The organism is Burkholderia sp. CpTa8-5, from assembly GCF_017815045.1.
Lineage (GTDB): Bacteria > Pseudomonadota > Gammaproteobacteria > Burkholderiales > Burkholderiaceae > Burkholderia > Burkholderia sola.
Map to the genome: position 1 here is coordinate 176,405 of NZ_JAGIQD010000012.1, position 15,570 is coordinate 191,974.

The 15,570-nt window shown below is 68.1% G+C and carries 9 protein-coding genes; 4 read left to right on the plus strand and 5 right to left on the minus strand.

Annotated features, from left to right (window positions below; translation table 11 throughout):
* Positions 1-105 precede the first annotated feature (105 nt).
* Positions 106-1,392 (minus strand): EAL domain-containing protein, encoded by a 1,287-nt coding sequence (locus J8I35_RS20020; protein WP_124557498.1) that lies wholly within the window; start codon positions 1,390-1,392, stop codon positions 106-108.
* Between the two features lie 312 nt (positions 1,393-1,704).
* Here J8I35_RS20020 and J8I35_RS20025 point away from each other — a divergent pair, with 312 nt between their 5' ends.
* Both J8I35_RS20025 and J8I35_RS20030 read left to right on the plus strand, forming a co-directional pair.
* Positions 1,705-3,372: a Na+/H+ antiporter gene (locus tag J8I35_RS20025; protein WP_050014333.1), complete on the plus strand. Its 1,668-nt coding sequence runs from the start codon at positions 1,705-1,707 to the stop codon at positions 3,370-3,372.
* Positions 3,373-3,750: 378 nt separating this feature from the next.
* On the plus strand, positions 3,751-5,172 hold the full coding sequence (locus J8I35_RS20030) for a family 1 glycosylhydrolase (protein WP_209926705.1): 1,422 nt from the start codon (positions 3,751-3,753) through the stop codon (positions 5,170-5,172).
* 139 nt (positions 5,173-5,311) lie between these two features.
* Here J8I35_RS20030 and J8I35_RS20035 read toward each other — a convergent pair whose 3' ends face one another.
* Together J8I35_RS20035 and J8I35_RS20040 are read right to left on the minus strand one after the other, a co-directional pair.
* On the minus strand, positions 5,312-8,884 hold the full coding sequence (locus tag J8I35_RS20035; RefSeq protein WP_209926707.1) for an indolepyruvate ferredoxin oxidoreductase family protein: 3,573 nt from the start codon (positions 8,882-8,884) through the stop codon (positions 5,312-5,314).
* Between the two features lie 1,643 nt (positions 8,885-10,527).
* On the minus strand, positions 10,528-11,085 hold the full coding sequence (locus J8I35_RS20040; protein WP_209926709.1) for a DapH/DapD/GlmU-related protein: 558 nt from the start codon (positions 11,083-11,085) through the stop codon (positions 10,528-10,530).
* Positions 11,086-11,422: 337 nt separating this feature from the next.
* Between J8I35_RS20040 and J8I35_RS20045 the strand changes: the two genes are divergently transcribed.
* Positions 11,423-12,037 carry a glutathione S-transferase gene (locus J8I35_RS20045; protein ID WP_209926727.1) on the plus strand — a complete coding sequence of 205 codons (615 nt, stop codon included), beginning with the start codon at positions 11,423-11,425 and terminating at the stop codon, positions 12,035-12,037.
* Between the two features lie 31 nt (positions 12,038-12,068).
* Here the strand turns inward: J8I35_RS20045 and J8I35_RS20050 are convergent, their stop codons facing one another.
* Positions 12,069-13,037 (minus strand): ion channel, encoded by a 969-nt coding sequence (locus J8I35_RS20050; protein WP_050014329.1) that lies wholly within the window; start codon positions 13,035-13,037, stop codon positions 12,069-12,071.
* 165 nt (positions 13,038-13,202) lie between these two features.
* Complete coding sequence (locus J8I35_RS20055) at positions 13,203-14,222, minus strand: sulfate ABC transporter substrate-binding protein (RefSeq protein ID WP_050014328.1); 1,020 nt, start codon at positions 14,220-14,222, stop codon at positions 13,203-13,205.
* Between the two features lie 451 nt (positions 14,223-14,673).
* On the opposite strand from J8I35_RS20055, the gene dapA reads away from it, so the two are divergent.
* Entirely contained in the window at positions 14,674-15,567 is an 894-nt protein-coding gene (gene dapA / locus J8I35_RS20060; protein ID WP_050014327.1) for a 4-hydroxy-tetrahydrodipicolinate synthase, read from the plus strand.
* Positions 15,568-15,570 lie beyond the last annotated feature (3 nt).

Consider the following 15,570-nt stretch of genomic DNA (forward strand, 5'->3'; position numbering starts at 1 on the left):
CGCGCGCGGTCACGACGGCCGCGGTCGCGCCATTGTCGGGGAAGCGCGCGGCGAACGCAACGGCCGCCCCCGCGCCGTCGGTCGCCGCATCCCGACCGTGTGCCGCTACGCCGCTTGCGCGTCCTCGTCGATCCAGTCGATATCGCCGCACAGCACGCGCTGCGCATCGCCGACGCGCACGGCCACCGACAGCGTCACGCACGGCTGCGCCTCGTTGATCGACAGGTACGGCCGCGTGACCTGCACGCGCCCCGGTTCGGCGATCGCCGAGCGGAAATACGGCCGGCGCAGCCAGTTCGCACCCTGCGCGTCCGCCAGCGGCGAAAAGCGCGCCTCGGCGAGCGCGCGATCGGCGCGCAGCACGACGTTGCGGCCCGACTGCCGGCCCTGCGCGTCGAGCAGGAAGCAGCGTGCGGCCGCGTCCAGCGCGAGGAAGTTCCAGCACACCTCGTCGAGCGGCTCGCCGCCCGCGAGGCGCTCGGCCGCCCGTTCGAACGCGCGCAGGTACGGGGCGAGCCGCTGCGCGTCGCGCCGCTCGCGCGCTTCGGTCTGCTGACGAAAGCGCTCGGTCAGCTCGCCGATGCAGCCGGTCGCGGCCGCGCTGTCGGGCAGCCCCGGCGCCGGGCGGCCGAAGTAGTAGCCCTGCACGAAATCGGCCTCGCACGACAGCGCGATCTGCGCTTCGTGCTCGGTCTCGATCCCTTCGACGAGCACCAGCTTGCCGGCCTCGTGCAGCAGCGTCACGAGCCCGTGCAGGATCGCGGTGAGCCCCGTGCGGTGCGCCGCGTGCGACAGCATGATCCGGTCGAGCTTCACGATGTCCGGGTTCAGCTGCCAGATCCGTTCGAGGTTCGAGTGACCCGCGCCGAAATCGTCGAGCGCGATCAGGAAGCCGTGCGTGCGAAACTCGCGCACGGCCTCCGCGAGCCGCTCGACGTCCTCCGCGCGCTGTTCGAGCACTTCGAGCACGATGCGCCGCGGCGGCATGCCGAGCCGTTTCAGGTTCGCGAGCAGCGCGGCCGCCTGGAACGGATCGGTGAGCACGCCCGGATGGACGTTGAGAAACAGCCACTCGCGCTCCGCGCCGAGCAGCGCGAAGTTCTCCAGATGCAGCGCCTGCGCGAGCCGGTCGAGCTGGAGCAGTTCGTCCCGGCGCGCGGCTTCGCCGAACACGTCGAGCGGCGACACGGGGCGGTCGAGCGCATCGTGTGCGCGCAGCAGCGCCTCGTAGCCCACCGCACGCTGGTGCGACAGGCTGAATATCGGCTGGAACACGGTCGTGAGCGTCAGGTCGCGGTGCTGCGTCGCCAGCCGTTCCAAGCCCGAGCTCATCTCCCGCTCGAACCGGTACGGCGACGCGGCGGCCGGACGCTCCTGTTGCACGATCGTCATGCCTTCCTCCTGGTGATGCAGTCGAACGCGACGTCCGGCGTCCGGCGAAAACAACGAACGGGACGGCGCGCCATGTCATTGGTTGGACCCTCGGTGACCCGGCGCAAGCCGGGCGGCTGCTCTCCCTCAAGCAAGCTCCGTGCGAGGTGCCGACAACCCGTGCGCCATGCGGCTGTGCCGGGCCGCCGCACCACCGTGGCGCGTGTTCGACGCACCATTCCCGTGCGCACGCACCGGCCACTCGAGCGCACCCGTTACGCCGGCACGCTACACTCCGTACGATCGTTTCATTCCGCGTTATTCGCCGTCTCGATGGAAATCGTTTTCACAGTCCTCATCCTGCTGCTGACCGTCGCGCTGTCCGGCGCCGTCACGCGTCTCCTGCCGTTGCAACTGCCGCTGCCGCTGATGCAGATCGCGTTCGGCGCGATGCTCGCGTGGCCGAAGCTGAACCTGCACGTCACGTTCGACCCCGAGATCTTCATGCTGCTGTTCATTCCGCCGCTGCTGTTCGCGGACGGCTGGCGGATTCCGAAACGCGAGCTTTACCTGCAGCGCCGCGCGATCCTGATGCTCGCGTTCGGGCTCGTGTTCATGACGGTACTCGCAGTCGGCTACTTCGCGCATTGGCTGATTCCCGAGTTGCCGCTGCCGATCGCGTTCGCGCTCGCGGCGGTGCTGTCGCCGACCGACGCGGTCGCGCTGTCCGGGATCGCCGGCAAGGGTCGCATTCCGCCGCAACTGATGCACATCCTCGAAGGCGAGGCGCTGATGAACGACGCGTCGGGCCTCGTCGCGCTGAAATTCGCGATCGCGGCCGCGCTGACGGGCGTATTCTCGCTGCGCGCCGCGTCGGTCACGTTCGTGATCGTCGCGGCCGGCGGGCTCGCGACGGGCGCGATCGTCGCGTGGCTGTTCAGCGCGCTGTCGACGCGCTTCCTGAATGCCGAGCAGGAAGGCGACCCGGCGCCCGGCATCGTGATGACGCTGCTGGTGCCGTTCGCGGCCTACCTGTTCGCCGAGCACCTCGACCTGTCGGGCGTGCTCGCGGCCGTGTCGGCCGGGATGATGATGAACTACACGAGCTTCTCGCGCAAAAGCACCGTCGCGTCACGCGTGCGCGCCGAAAGCACGTGGGCGCTGATCGAGTTCGTGTTCAACGGCATGGTGTTCATCATGCTCGGGCTGCAGCTGCCGCACATCATCGGCCGTGCGCTCGTCGACGCGCACCATACGAGCGACGCGCTGGTCGGCCGGATGATCTTCAACGTGTGCGCGATGATGCTCGCGCTGTATGCGATCCGCTTCCTGTGGGTGTGGCTGCTGCGCTGGTTCGCGAGCCGCCGCGCCGCGCGCCATGGCCTCGCCGGCACGATGGCCGGCGTGCGCACGATCGCGGTGATGACGGTCGGCGGCGTGCGCGGCGCGGTCACGCTCGCCGGCGTGCTGTCGATCCCGGTCGCGCTGTCCGACGGCGCGCCGCTGCCGGGCCGCGACACCGCGGTCTTCATCGCGTCGGCCGTGATCCTCGGCTCGCTGATCGTCGCGGTCATCGGCCTGCCGCTGCTGCTGCGCGGCGTGCGCTCGTCGCGCAACCCGCTCGGCGACGAGGAGCGCATCGCACGCTCGGCCGCCGCGCAGGCCGCGATCCGCGCGATCGATGCGTCGCACGACGCGATCTCGACCGATCTCGACGAATCGGGCGCGGCGCGCTGCGCGGACATCTCCGCACGCGTGATGGATCAATACCGCCGACGGCTCGCCGCGCTGGCCGACGACGGCCCCACGCCGCGCGCGGAAGCGAAGCAGGCCGAAACGATGGAGCTGCAGATGCGGATCGCGGCCGTGCGCGCGGAACGCTCGGCCCTGTACCGGCTGCGCGGCGACAGCAAGATTTCCGACGAGACGCTGACGAAGCTGATTCGCGAGATCGACCTGTCGGAAACCGCGCTGTCGACGCGCAAGAAAGGGATCGTCTGACAGTAAGGCAGCGCGGTGCGCCGACCGTGCTGCCGCGTGTGAAGCCCCTGCCTGCCGGCAGCCCGAGGCCGAGCCCCGTGTCATACGGCGCTCGGCCTCGTTGTTTTGGCCGATGCATGCGCGGCGCGGTCTTCAGCGGCTTTCAAAAAAATTAAACAATACATCCTTATTATTTCCTGCAAGCCGAAACGATACCGGTTCCCGCTCGACCGTCGAGACGATCGATTCCGTGCGAATCGGTCGCTTCACGCGTCATCGGTGATCGGTGACGCGCGCAATCGTTGATCCGATGCATGCGAGGCTTTTCTCGTTCCATGCCATTTCCATCGTTTTCCTAATCAAAATGCGCACGTCATTCCGTGCGAAACGACCGAACCCATGATCAAACCCCTCTCGCTCCAGAGCCGGCGACGCTTTCTCGCACAAGGCGCCGCCGCCCTCGGCAGCGGCATGCTGTCCGCCTGCGGCGGCGATTCGATCGACTCCGCGGACGCATCGGCCCGCTTCGCCAACGATTTCGTGTGGGGCGTCGCCACCGCCGCGCCGCAAATCGAAAGCCGAGACGGCCGTGGCCGAAGCAACTGGGACGTGTTCGCCGACCAGCCCGGCACGATCGCCGACGGCTCGACGAACGCACGCTGCATCGAATTCGAGCAACGCTACCCGGGCGACTTGTCGCTGCTCGCGAACGCGGGCGTTCAGGCGTTCCGTTTCTCGACCGCATGGCCGCGCGTGCAGCCGGACGGCGCCGGCGCGCCGAGCGAAGCAGGCCTTGCCACCTATGACCGCATGGTCGATGCGATGCTGGCGCGCAATCTCACGCCTTACCTGACGTTGTTTCACTGGGACATCCCCGTATGGGCCGGCGATTTCCGCGACCGCGACATCGCGTACCGGCTGGCCGACTACGCGCAGATCGTGGCGCGCCGCGTCGGCGATCGCGTCAAGCACTGGATGATGCTGAACGAACCGAACGGCGTCGCGCTGTCGGGCTACGCGTACGGCGCATCGCCGCCGCGTGCGCAGTCGATGGGGGCGATGTTCGCCGCGATCCACCATCAGAATCTCGCGCAGGGATTGATGTTCCAGGCCGTGCGCGCGAACGTGCGGGGCGCCGCGCAGATCGGCACGACGATCAGCGGGCGGCCCGTCCTCGCCGTGACGAATTCGGCCGCCGACCAGGCCGCCGCCGCGCAGTTCGATGCGATCTGGCATCGCGCGTTTCTCGATCCGCTGTACGGCAAGGGCTATCCGGCCGAGCTGCAGACGGCGCTGGCGCCGCTCGTCCGGCCGGGCGACATGACGACGATCGCCGCGAACCCGGATTTTCTCGGCGTGCAGTATTACAACTGCTTCTACGTGAAGGCCGGCGCCGGCGGCACGGGCTTCGCGCTGGCCGCCAGCCCCGCGAACGAAATCCAGACGATGGGCTACCCGGTCGAGCCGTACGGGATGTCCGAGATGCTGCTGCGCGTCCACCGCGACTACGGCGCGCCGCGCATCCTCGTCACCGAGACCGGCTTCGCGATCGCCGAACCCGCGCCGAGCGGCGGTTTCGTCGACGACGGCCCGCGCATCGACTATCTCGCGCGCTATCTGAACGCCGCGCACGATGCGTATCGGCAGGGCGTCCGCCTGGGCGGGCTGTTCTGCTGGGCCGGCATGGACAGCTGGGAATGGTCGAGCGGCTTCGCGAAGAAATTCGGGCTGGTCCACGTCGACCCGGCAACGCAGGAACGCCTGCCGAAACGCAGCCTCGCGTACTACTCGCGCTGCATCGCCGGCAATCGCGTCGCGTAGGCGGCAAGAGCGACGCGGACGGGCACGCCGCGAACCGACGTACCCGCCCGCGGCGCCCCGCCAGCCGTCGCCTGACGCGGCGCCCCGCTGCCGCGCCGATCGTCGTCGCGAATCACCGCGCCCGCGCCGCGCGTTCGCGTTACTTCGCGACGACGACCGGAATCCCCTTCAGCATCCCCGCACCCTTCATCTCGTCGAGCGCGTGCTGCACGGCCGCGCTCGTCGCCGCGTCGATGCCGAGCTGCAGCGCGAGCTCGCGTTCCGTGCGCTTCACGCCGGCCAGGTTGCGCACCTTCACGTGGCCGAAGCCGCGTACGCGCGCGTGCAGGTCGGCCAGTTGCACGACCTGCGCCGCATTGCCGGCGGTCATCGCGGCGAACGCACGCGTGAGCGTCGTCTCGTAGTCGTCGGCCAGCGCGCGCTCCATCTTGCGCTCGACCGTGCGGCCGAACGGATCGAGCCACGTGCCGCGCAGGCTGCGCACGCGCGCGAGCATGCCGAACACCGGCCACATCCACTGGCCGAACACGCGTTTCTTCGGCGCGCTGCCGTCGCTGCCGGCCTTCGCGACCGTCGGCGGCGCCAGGTTGAACTTCACGCGGTACGTCTGCCCCGGCACGCCTTCGAACTGCGCTTCGAGCGCGGTGCGGAACGCGTCGTCCGTGTACAGCCGCGCGACTTCGTATTCGTCCTTCACCGCGAGCAGCCGGTAGAACGTCGTCGCAACCGCGCGCGTCAGCGCGTCGTCGCCCTTCGCGCGCGCCACGTTCACCAGTGCCCGATAGCGCTCGACGTAGCGCGCACCGCCGTACGCGTCGAGACGCGCCTCGCGATCGGCGATCAGCTCGGCGAGCGTCTCCGGCGCCACGTGGGCGGCCACCGCGTGACGTGCGTTCCACAACGCATCGAGGCCCGCCGCGTCGCCGGCCGCCATCCGGCCGATCGAGAACGCGAGCTTGTTCATCGGCACCGCGACGTTGTTCAGCTCGATCGCGCGCATCATCGCGGCGAGCGACACCGGCACGAGGCCGAGCTGCCACGCGTAGCCGAGCATCAGGATGTTCGCGCCGATCGAATCGCCGAGGAACTTCGCGGCGAGCGCCTGCGCGTCGCAGCTCGACAGGTAGCCGTCGCCGGCCGCGTGGCGCATCTTCTCGAGCAGCGCATCCGCATGCAGGTTCGCGTCGGGGTTCTGCACGAATGACGCGTTCGGGATCCGGTGCGTGTTGACGACGATTCGCGAACGCGCGTGACGCACCGTCTGCAGCGCCTCGGCGCTCGCGCCGACCACCATGTCGCACGCGAGCAGCACGTCGGCCTGCTGCGTATCGATGCGCACCTGGTTCAGCCAGCGGTCGCTCGACGCGATCCGCACGAACGACAGCACCGAGCCGCCCTTCTGTGCGAAGCCCATGAAGTCGAGCACCGACGCGCTCTTGCCTTCGAGGTGCGCGGCCATGCTGATCAGCGCGCCGACCGTCACGACGCCGGTGCCGCCGACGCCGGTCACCAGCATGTCGAACGGCGCCGCGTCGAGGTGCGTGGCCGGCACCGGCAGCGCATCGACGCGCGCGGCGAGCGCCGCTTCGTCGAACGCCGCGCCGGCGGCCTTCTTCAGCGCCGCGCCCTCGACCGTCACGAAGCTCGGGCAGAAGCCGTTCACGCACGAATAGTCCTTGTTGCACGACGACTGGTCGATGCGGCGCTTGCGGCCGAGCGGCGTCTCGAGCGGCTCGACCGACAGGCAGTTCGACTGCACGCCGCAGTCGCCGCAGCCTTCGCACACCGCGTCGTTGATGAACAGACGCTTGTCCGGGTCGGGGAATTCGCCCTTCTTGCGGCGGCGGCGCTTCTCGGCCGCGCAGGTCTGGTCGTAGATCAGCACGGTGACGCCCGGCGTCTCGCGCAATTCGCGCTGCACCGCATCGAGTTCGCTGCGGTGATGGAACGTCGTGCCGGTCGGGAACTGCCCGTGATGGCCGTCGTACTTCTCCGGTTCGTCGGACACGACGACGAAGCGCGACACGCCTTCCGCCTCGACCTGCCGCGCGATCTGCGGCACCGAGATGCTGCCGTCGACCGGCTGGCCGCCCGTCATCGCGACCGCGTCGTTGTAGAGGATCTTGTACGTGATGTTCGCTTTCGCGGCGACCGCCTGGCGGATCGCGAGGATGCCCGAGTGGAAGTAGGTGCCATCGCCGAGGTTCTGGAACACGTGCTTCGTGTTGGTGAACATCGCGTGCGCGGCCCAGTCGACGCCTTCGCCGCCCATCTGGATCAGGCCGGTGGTGTCGCGCTCCATCCACGACGCCATGAAGTGGCAGCCGATGCCGGCCTGCGCGATCGAGCCTTCGGGCACCTTCGTCGACGTGTTGTGCGGGCAGCCCGAGCAGAAGTACGGCGTGCGCTTCACCGCATCGGCCTCGTTCGACAGGATCTGCGGCGCGACGAGATCGACGACGCGCTCGCGGCGGTCGAGCGCCGGCTTGTGCCGCGCGAGCCAGTCGGCGAACACCGGCAGGATGCGCGACGGACGCAGTTCGCCGAGTTCGGACAGCAGGCACGCGCCCGCCGCATCGTGCTTGCCGAGCACGCGCGGGCGCGCGCCTTCGGTGCGGTTGTACAGGTAGTCCTTGATCTGCTGCTCGATCACCGGGCCCTTTTCCTCGATGACGAGCACTTCCGACAGACCGTCGACGAAGGTTTCGATCCGTGTCATTTCGAGCGGATACGACAGGCCGACCTTGTAGATCCGCACGCCGGCCGCGTCGAGATCGGCGACCGTCAGGTCGAGGCGGCGCAGCGCTTCCATCAGGTCGAGGTGCGCCTTGCCGCAGGTGACGATGCCGACGTTCGCGTGCGTGCTCGGCGCGATCCACTTGTCGATGCTGTTGGCACGCGCGAAATGGCGGACCGCGTCGAGCTTCGCCGCGAGGCGCGCCTCGATCGTGAGGCTCGGCAGGTCGGGCCAGCGGTTGTGCAGGCCGCCCGCCGGCGGCGTAAAGCCTGCCGGCGCCGGCCAGCGCGTCTGCAATGCATCGAGGTCGACGGTGGAGCCGGACTCGACCGTTTCCGAGATCGCCTTGAAGCCGACCCATGCGCCCGAGTAGCGCGACAGTGCCCAGCCGTACAGGCCGAATTCGAGCATGTCGGCGATGTTCGACGGGTTCACGACCGGCATGTGCCACGCCATCATCGCGAAGTCGCTCTGGTGCGGCATCGACGACGACACGCAGCCGTGATCGTCGCCCGCGACGACCAGCACGCCGCCATGCGGCGACGAGCCGTACGCGTTGCCGTGCTTCAGCGCGTCGCCCGCGCGATCGACGCCCGGGCCCTTGCCGTACCACATCGCATACACGCCCTCGACCGTGCGTTCGGGGTCGGCCTCGACCCGCTGCGTGCCGAGCACGGCCGTGCCGCCGAGCTCCTCGTTGATCGCGGGCAGGAAGCGCACGCCGCTCGTGTCGAGGAGTTTCTTCGCCTTCCACAGCTGCTGGTCGACCATCCCGAGCGGCGAGCCGCGGTAGCCGCTGACGAAGCCGGCCGTGTTGAGACCTTGCTCGGTATCGACCGTGCGCTGCATCAGCAGCAGGCGGATCAACGCCTGCGTGCCGGTCAGGAAGATCCGGCCGCGCGTCGCGGTCAGGTTGTCGGTCAGGCGGTAGTCGGACAGGGCGGGCGGGCCGTCGACGGGCAGGCGGGCGGTCATGTGGGGAGTCTCCGGATTGTGCTGTTGTGCTGTTCTCGGCCGTGCGCGGCGGGCGCCGGGTGACGCATGAGTGCGGCAGCGAATGGCTCTATTTTTTCGCGCGCCGCCGAGAATGTTTTTTCTCATCTTGCTCGGACCGGCGCGCGGTGAGAAAAACTGTGCAGCTTTTTGGCGGGATTTGAGAGAGTTTTCGCGCGGGGTGCCGGAGTGGGATGGGTCGGTGCTTCGCAGCGGTCGGGCAGTCTGGCGGAAAAGGCGGCGCGGGCCGTCAGGCGCGCAGCTTGGCCGGAGAATGCCGCTCGACGCCCGTGCGACAAGGGTTTCAGCGGCATCGGACCATCACTCTCACCATTGAAATGCACAGGGTTCCGATTGATCGGCGGCGACGGATGTCCACAATGTCGCGCCCTTCGGCCGACCGGGCTCGCGCGCTCACCGTTCGATTGCACAGCGTTTCGAGTGGCGTCGGGGGCGGGATGTCCACATCCGGAATCGGCATGCGGGGCGCTCGGGCAGCGACGCTCACCGTTGAAATTCACAGCGCGGCAAGTGGGTTGCGGCGGTGGATATCCACATGGGAAATCGCGCGTTTCGTCGGTCCGACTTTCGCACTCACCGTTCGAATACCCTGGGCTTCGACTGGCTGCGGTGGCAGTTGTCCACGTCCGGATCTGCATTGCCTCGTGACCATCCGCGCACCCTCACCGTTGAAAACCACAGCGCTTCGAGTGTTTGAGTGGGCTGGATATCCACATGGACGGGCGCTCCCCGAGGTATGGCAAAGGCACGCTTCGAAGGGTACCGACGACGGGCAATCCATGCCGGAAGCGGCTCATCACCCGATCGGGCGCCGATGCTCACCGTCGAAATACACAGTGCCGCGAGTCGTTTCGGCGGACGGATATCCACACGAGCATGCACATCGTCGTTGCTCCCGATCTTGCGCTCGAACCTGACAGAAACACCCGTTTCGCGCGGCATCGGCGGTCCAACGGCCGCATCCTGACGGGCTGCACGCCGATCGCGAGCTGACGCTCACCATTGAATTACACAGCGTGCCGAGTCGCTGGAGAAGGCGACCGGCGCATCGAAATCCGCACGTTGCGAACCGCGCGCCTGCGCTCACCGTTAGAATGCACAGCCCTTCGATTGGGGGCCGGAGCCGGATATCGACGTCGCGCGGCCCGCAGGTGATGGTCACGCATTCACGCCATTCGGCTAGAATGCGCGTCGCCCCGAGCCACGGCAACGGCTGGAAACCCACGCCAGTGCGGGCGCACCGCCAGATCGGGCGCGACACTCACCGTTGAATTTCACAGCATTTCGCTTCGTCTTGCCGCGAGTTGTCCACAACCCGCTTGATGTCTCGCGCAGCGTCCGGTCTCCTCACCTGTGAAAACCACAGGTCGCCGACTCGTTTCGATGCCCGGATATCCACAACCGGGCGCACGACCAGATCTTCATCTGCCGATCGATGGACGACCCGGCGCGCGACAACCGCGAAATGCCGCAATGGCTTGTCCGGACGGCCTCAGCGGCACACTCACCGTTCAAATGCACAGCGTTTCGACTCGCTCTGGCGGAGGGTTGTCCACATCCCTCCGTCGACGCTTCATCACGCCGGCACGCGGGCCCGGGCGACTTTATTCCGCAATCGCTCGAATGATCTTCGCCGGATTGCCGCCGACCAGCGTATTCGGCGGAACGTTCCGGGTGACGACGGCTGCGGCCGTGACGACCGCGTTCTCGCCGATCGTCACGCCGCCGATAATCGTCGCGCCCGCGCCGATCCATACGTTGCGGCCGATCACGATCGGCTTCGCGACCACGCAATCGCGCCGCCGCGAAGGCTCGACCGGATGGCCGGACGTGATCAGGCTGACGTTCGGGCCGATCATCACGTCGTCGCCGATCTCGAGCCCGCCCAGGTCGTAGAACGTGCAGTTCTGGTTGACGAACACGTTGCGCCCGACCTTCATGCCGGTGCCGCCCGTTGCGTAGAACGGCGGGATCAACGTGAAACCGTCGTCAACCTGCGTGCCGATCAGTTCACCGAACAATGCGCGTACGTCCGCCGCATCGTCGAACGTCAGGCGGTTGAGCCGCGCAGTGATCGCCATTGCTCGTTGAACCTCGGCCACCATGGCCGCCGATTCGGGCGTTCTGCGCGGAATGATCGTGATGCGGTCGTCGTTTGCCATGCGTGAGAGGGGCTCCGGTGAGTGCGGCGTTGGGTGATGCGTCGGCGATCGCGGACGGCGATTGCGTTCCTCTGCGCGGGTACGACCGAACGGGTCGGGCATAGCGTAGTCATGCGGATTTACGCCGGGGATTTCGATGAATTTTCATAACTAGTTTTTATATAACCAGTTACCCACTGAACTCCCATTGTGTAAGGCGCTACGCGGTATTTCGCCCGATTCACCGGATGCAATCGAACCGGACGCCCCCCGCCGCGCGCCCCTGTCCCAACCTCCTGCGCTCGGGTACGCTTGAGCATCCACCGGATCGACACCTGCACCCAAACGCGGAGGCATGATGAAGCTCTACTACTGGCCGAAGACCCGGGCATTCCGGGCGCTGTGGATGCTCGAGGAAATCGGCGTGGTGTACGAACTCGTGCCGATCGACCTGCGCTCGCACGAACAGGGCAGCGATGCGTTCGCGCAGGTCAACCCGATGGCCAAGCTGCCCGCGCTCGACGACGGCAGCGCGCCGTTCGCCGAATCGGGCGCCGTGCTGCTCTATCTCGCCGACCGCTGCTCGGCTGCCGGGCTCGGTGTCGCGCCCGACGATCCGCTGCGCGGCCGGTTCCTCCAGTGGATGTTCTTCACGCCGACCTGCCTCGAACCGGCGATGGCCGAGAAATTCACCGGCGCGTCGGGCAACCCCGTCGCGTTCGGCTGGGGCAACATCGCGCGCGTGCAGCGCGCCCTCGCGCAAGCGCTCGCCCATAGCCGCTGGCTCGTCGGCGAACGCTTCACCGCCGCCGACCTGCTGCTCGCGAGCACGCTGAAGATCGCGTTCGACGCGCATCTGCTGCCGCACGAAGGCGTGCTCGGCGACTACGTCGCGCGCGCCGAGGATCGCGACGCGTTCCGCCGCGCGGTCGCGATCGAACAGCGCGAAGCGGCGCGCCTGCTGCACGCGTGACGCGCAGCGGGGCCGCACCCGCCGCCCTCGATCACGCCTGCCCGACGGGCCCCGGCGCCGACGTGTCCGCGTCGATCACCACGCCCGGCGAACCGCGTTCGTCGGTGTCGTCGTCGATCGGCACGACTTCATGAAAATGCGTGTAATCGATGTGCGTGATGCCGTCCTCGTCGTGCATCAGGTCGACATAGCGGTGGCGCCAGCGGATCTCGCCATGCGCCCACGCATGACGCGCCTGCATGACCTGCGCGGTGGTCTCGTCCGAACCCTCGATCGTGATCAGCAATTGCGCGTCGCGCGCGGCGAGCGATTCGGGCGTCTCGCCGAACAGCGCGCTCGACTCGTCGATCACGTGCATCAGGTTCCAGCCGAGCAGGAAGATCGGATGCTCGTTGCGCACGAGCGGCAGGTCGTGAATCTTGCGCAGCGCGTAGCCCTCGTGCGTGCCTTCGACGCGCATCAGCCGCAGTTTCGCCTGCGCCTCGGCAATCACGTTCTGGCGGGCATTCGCGGCGCGCACCATCAGCGTCATCCGGCCGTTCAGCGGCCGCACGATCGCGTTGCGCGCGAACAGGATCTTCGCCTGCGGCCGCGAAAACCGCGCGAACACGAGCCCCGTGGCCAGCGCGATGCTCGACATCCCGACGAAGATCTCGAACGTCGCGACGAGGTGCGCATAGACCGTCTGCGGATGCATGTCGCCGTAGCCGACGGTCGCGAGCGTCTCGACGCTGAAGAAGAATGCGCCGCCGAAGCCGGGCGGCGCCTGGTTCGCGATCGGCTCATGGCCGAGCAGATAGAGCATCGCGAAGCCGCTGTTGAGCAGCAGGAACAGCACCGCGAGCGACAGGAAGAACACGGGCCAGCTCACCGTCAGCGCGCGGTGATAGAAGTCGCGCCAGCCGAGCGGCGGCATCCCGTACGCGATCACCGGGCGGGTGCCCGACCAGATCTTGCGGCCACGGCCGCGGGAGGCTGGGGAAGACGAATCGACGTTCATCGCGCGGCGCCGGTTGCAGGAAGGCGATGAGCGTAGCACGCGCGGCGGTGGCCGGGAATGCAGGCCGCTTCGGAACCGGAAGCCGCCGCGCAGCCGCAAAAAAAGCCGGCCGCACGAGCGGCCGGCTAAATCGTCATGCGGGGTCGCGCGTGGCGCGCGCCGCGATCACTTCCGGTCGACGATCACCTGGTCGAACGTGCCGCCGTCGGCGAAATGGGTCTTCTGCGCGTTCGCCCAGCTGCCGAAGACCTGCTCGACGCTGAACGTCTTCAGCGCCTTGAACTCGGCCGCATGCTTCTTCAGCACGGCCGCGTCGCGCGGGCGCAGATGGTGCTGCGCGATGATCTCCTGCGCTTCCGGCGTGTACAGGTAGTCGAGATACGCCTGCGCGACCTTGCGCGTGCCTTTCTTGTCGACCACCTTGTCGACGACCGCGACGGGCGGCTCCGCGAGGATGCTCGCCGACGGATACACGGCGTCGAACTGCGCGCCCGATGCGCCCGTGTCCATCAGCGCGACTTCGTTCTCGAACGTGACGAGCACGTCGCCGATGCCGCGCTGCGTGAACGTCGTCGTCGCGCCGCGGCCGCCCGAATCGAGCACCGGCACGTTGCGGAAGATCGCCTTCTCGAAGTCGAGCGCCTGCGGGTCGGTCGCGCCCTTCTGCTTCTGGAAGCCCCACGCGGCGAGATACGCATAGCGGCCGTTGCCCGACGTCTTCGGGTTCGCGATGATCACCTGCACGCCCGGCTTCGCGAGATCGCTCCAGTCCTTGATCGCCTTCGGGTTGCCCTTGCGCACGAGGAACACCATCGTCGTCGAGTACGGCGAGCTGTTGTCCGGGAAACGCGCGCGCCAGTCCTTCGGCAGCAGCTGGCCGCGCTCGGCGAGCAGGTCGATGTCGTTCGGCTGGTTCATCGTCACGACGTCGGCCTGCAGCCCCTGCAGTACCGACAGCGCCTGCGCGCTCGACGCGCCGTGCGACTGCTTGATCGTGACCGTCTCGCCGGTCTTCTGCTTGTAGGCCGCGGCAAAGCTCGCGTTGATGTCCTTGTACAGCTCGCGCGTCACGTCGTACGACACGTTCAGGATCGACGTGTCCGCGTGCGCGGCCGTCGCCGCCACGACCAGCGCCGCCGCCGCGCCCGTGTGCAGCCAGCGACCGATCCCCTTGATGCTTGCCATCGTGATATGCCCCGTTTCCAGTGGTGGTGAATGTGCGTGACCGCCCGCGTACGCGCTGTCATCGAAACGTAAGCGGGCATTCTAGCGGCCGGCCGCGGCGCGCCTTCCAATCAGTCGTGGAAAGCAAATCTCGAAATATGCTAAACGACGGCCGGGGCTCGCGCGCGCCGCCGCCCCGGTGTTAAGATCGCCGCTCAGCCCACTCACGGTTCATCCATGTCCGCTCTCCTGCGCTCGCCCTCGATCCTCGCCGCCGTCGCGGCAGGTGCGCGCGCGGCCGGGCTGAAACTGAAAAAACGACTCCTCGACTGACGGGGACGTCGCGTCCCGTCAGGCGAATGCCGGACGGGATGCCCGCAGGTCGTTTCTTTCTCCTTGCTCGCACGCCTCGCTCCGGCACTCCGCCGGCGGAACGGTTCCTTCCCACTCCGTTTCCACCATGAGGCTTTGCATGAACACACGTTTCGAAGGTATCTGGCTGCCGATCATCACGCCGTTCCACCACGGCGAAGTCGACCATGCCGCGCTCGCGCGACTCGCGCGCCACTATGCGGCCGCAGGCATCGCGGGCTTCGTCGCGGGTGCGACGACCGGTGAAGGCGTGCTGCTCGACGCGCGCGAACAGGACGCGGTGTTCGCGACGCTGCGCGACGCGGCGCCCGGGCTGCCGATCGTCGTCGGGCTGACCGCGAGCGCGACGCATTTCGCGGCCGCCCGCGCGCGCGAACTCGCGGCGTTGCGGCCCGACGGGCTGCTCGTCACGCCACCCGTCTACGTGCGGCCGACGCAGGACGGCATCCGCCGCCATGTCGAAGCGATCGTCGACGCGGCCGACCTGCCGGTGCTCGTCTACAACATCCCGTACCGCACCGGCGTGAACGTCGAACTGGACACGCTGCAGGCGCTCGCCCGCGATCCGCGCGTCGCGGGCATCAAGGAATGCGGCGGCACGCTCGACCGGATGAGCCGGCTGGTACACGACACGCCGCTCGCGATCCTGTCCGGCGACGACAACCAGAACTTCGCGGCGATGTGCGCGGGCGCGCACGGCGCGATCGCGAGCAGCGCGCACGTGCTGCCCGAATGGCATGTGCGGATTCACGCGTGGCTGCGCGACGGGCGGCTCGCCGACGCGCGGCGCCTGTCGGTCGCGCTGCAGCCGCTCGTCGCGGCGCTGTTCGCGGAACCGAACCCGGCGCCGGTGAAGGCCGTGCTCGCCGCGCAAGGATGGTGCGAGGACGGGTTGCGGCTGCCGTTCGTGCCGGCGAGCGACGCGTTGCGGGCGCGGTTGGAGAAGCTCTGTGCGGGGCTCGAGGCGATCGAGCCGGACGCCGCCGCGGCATAGGAA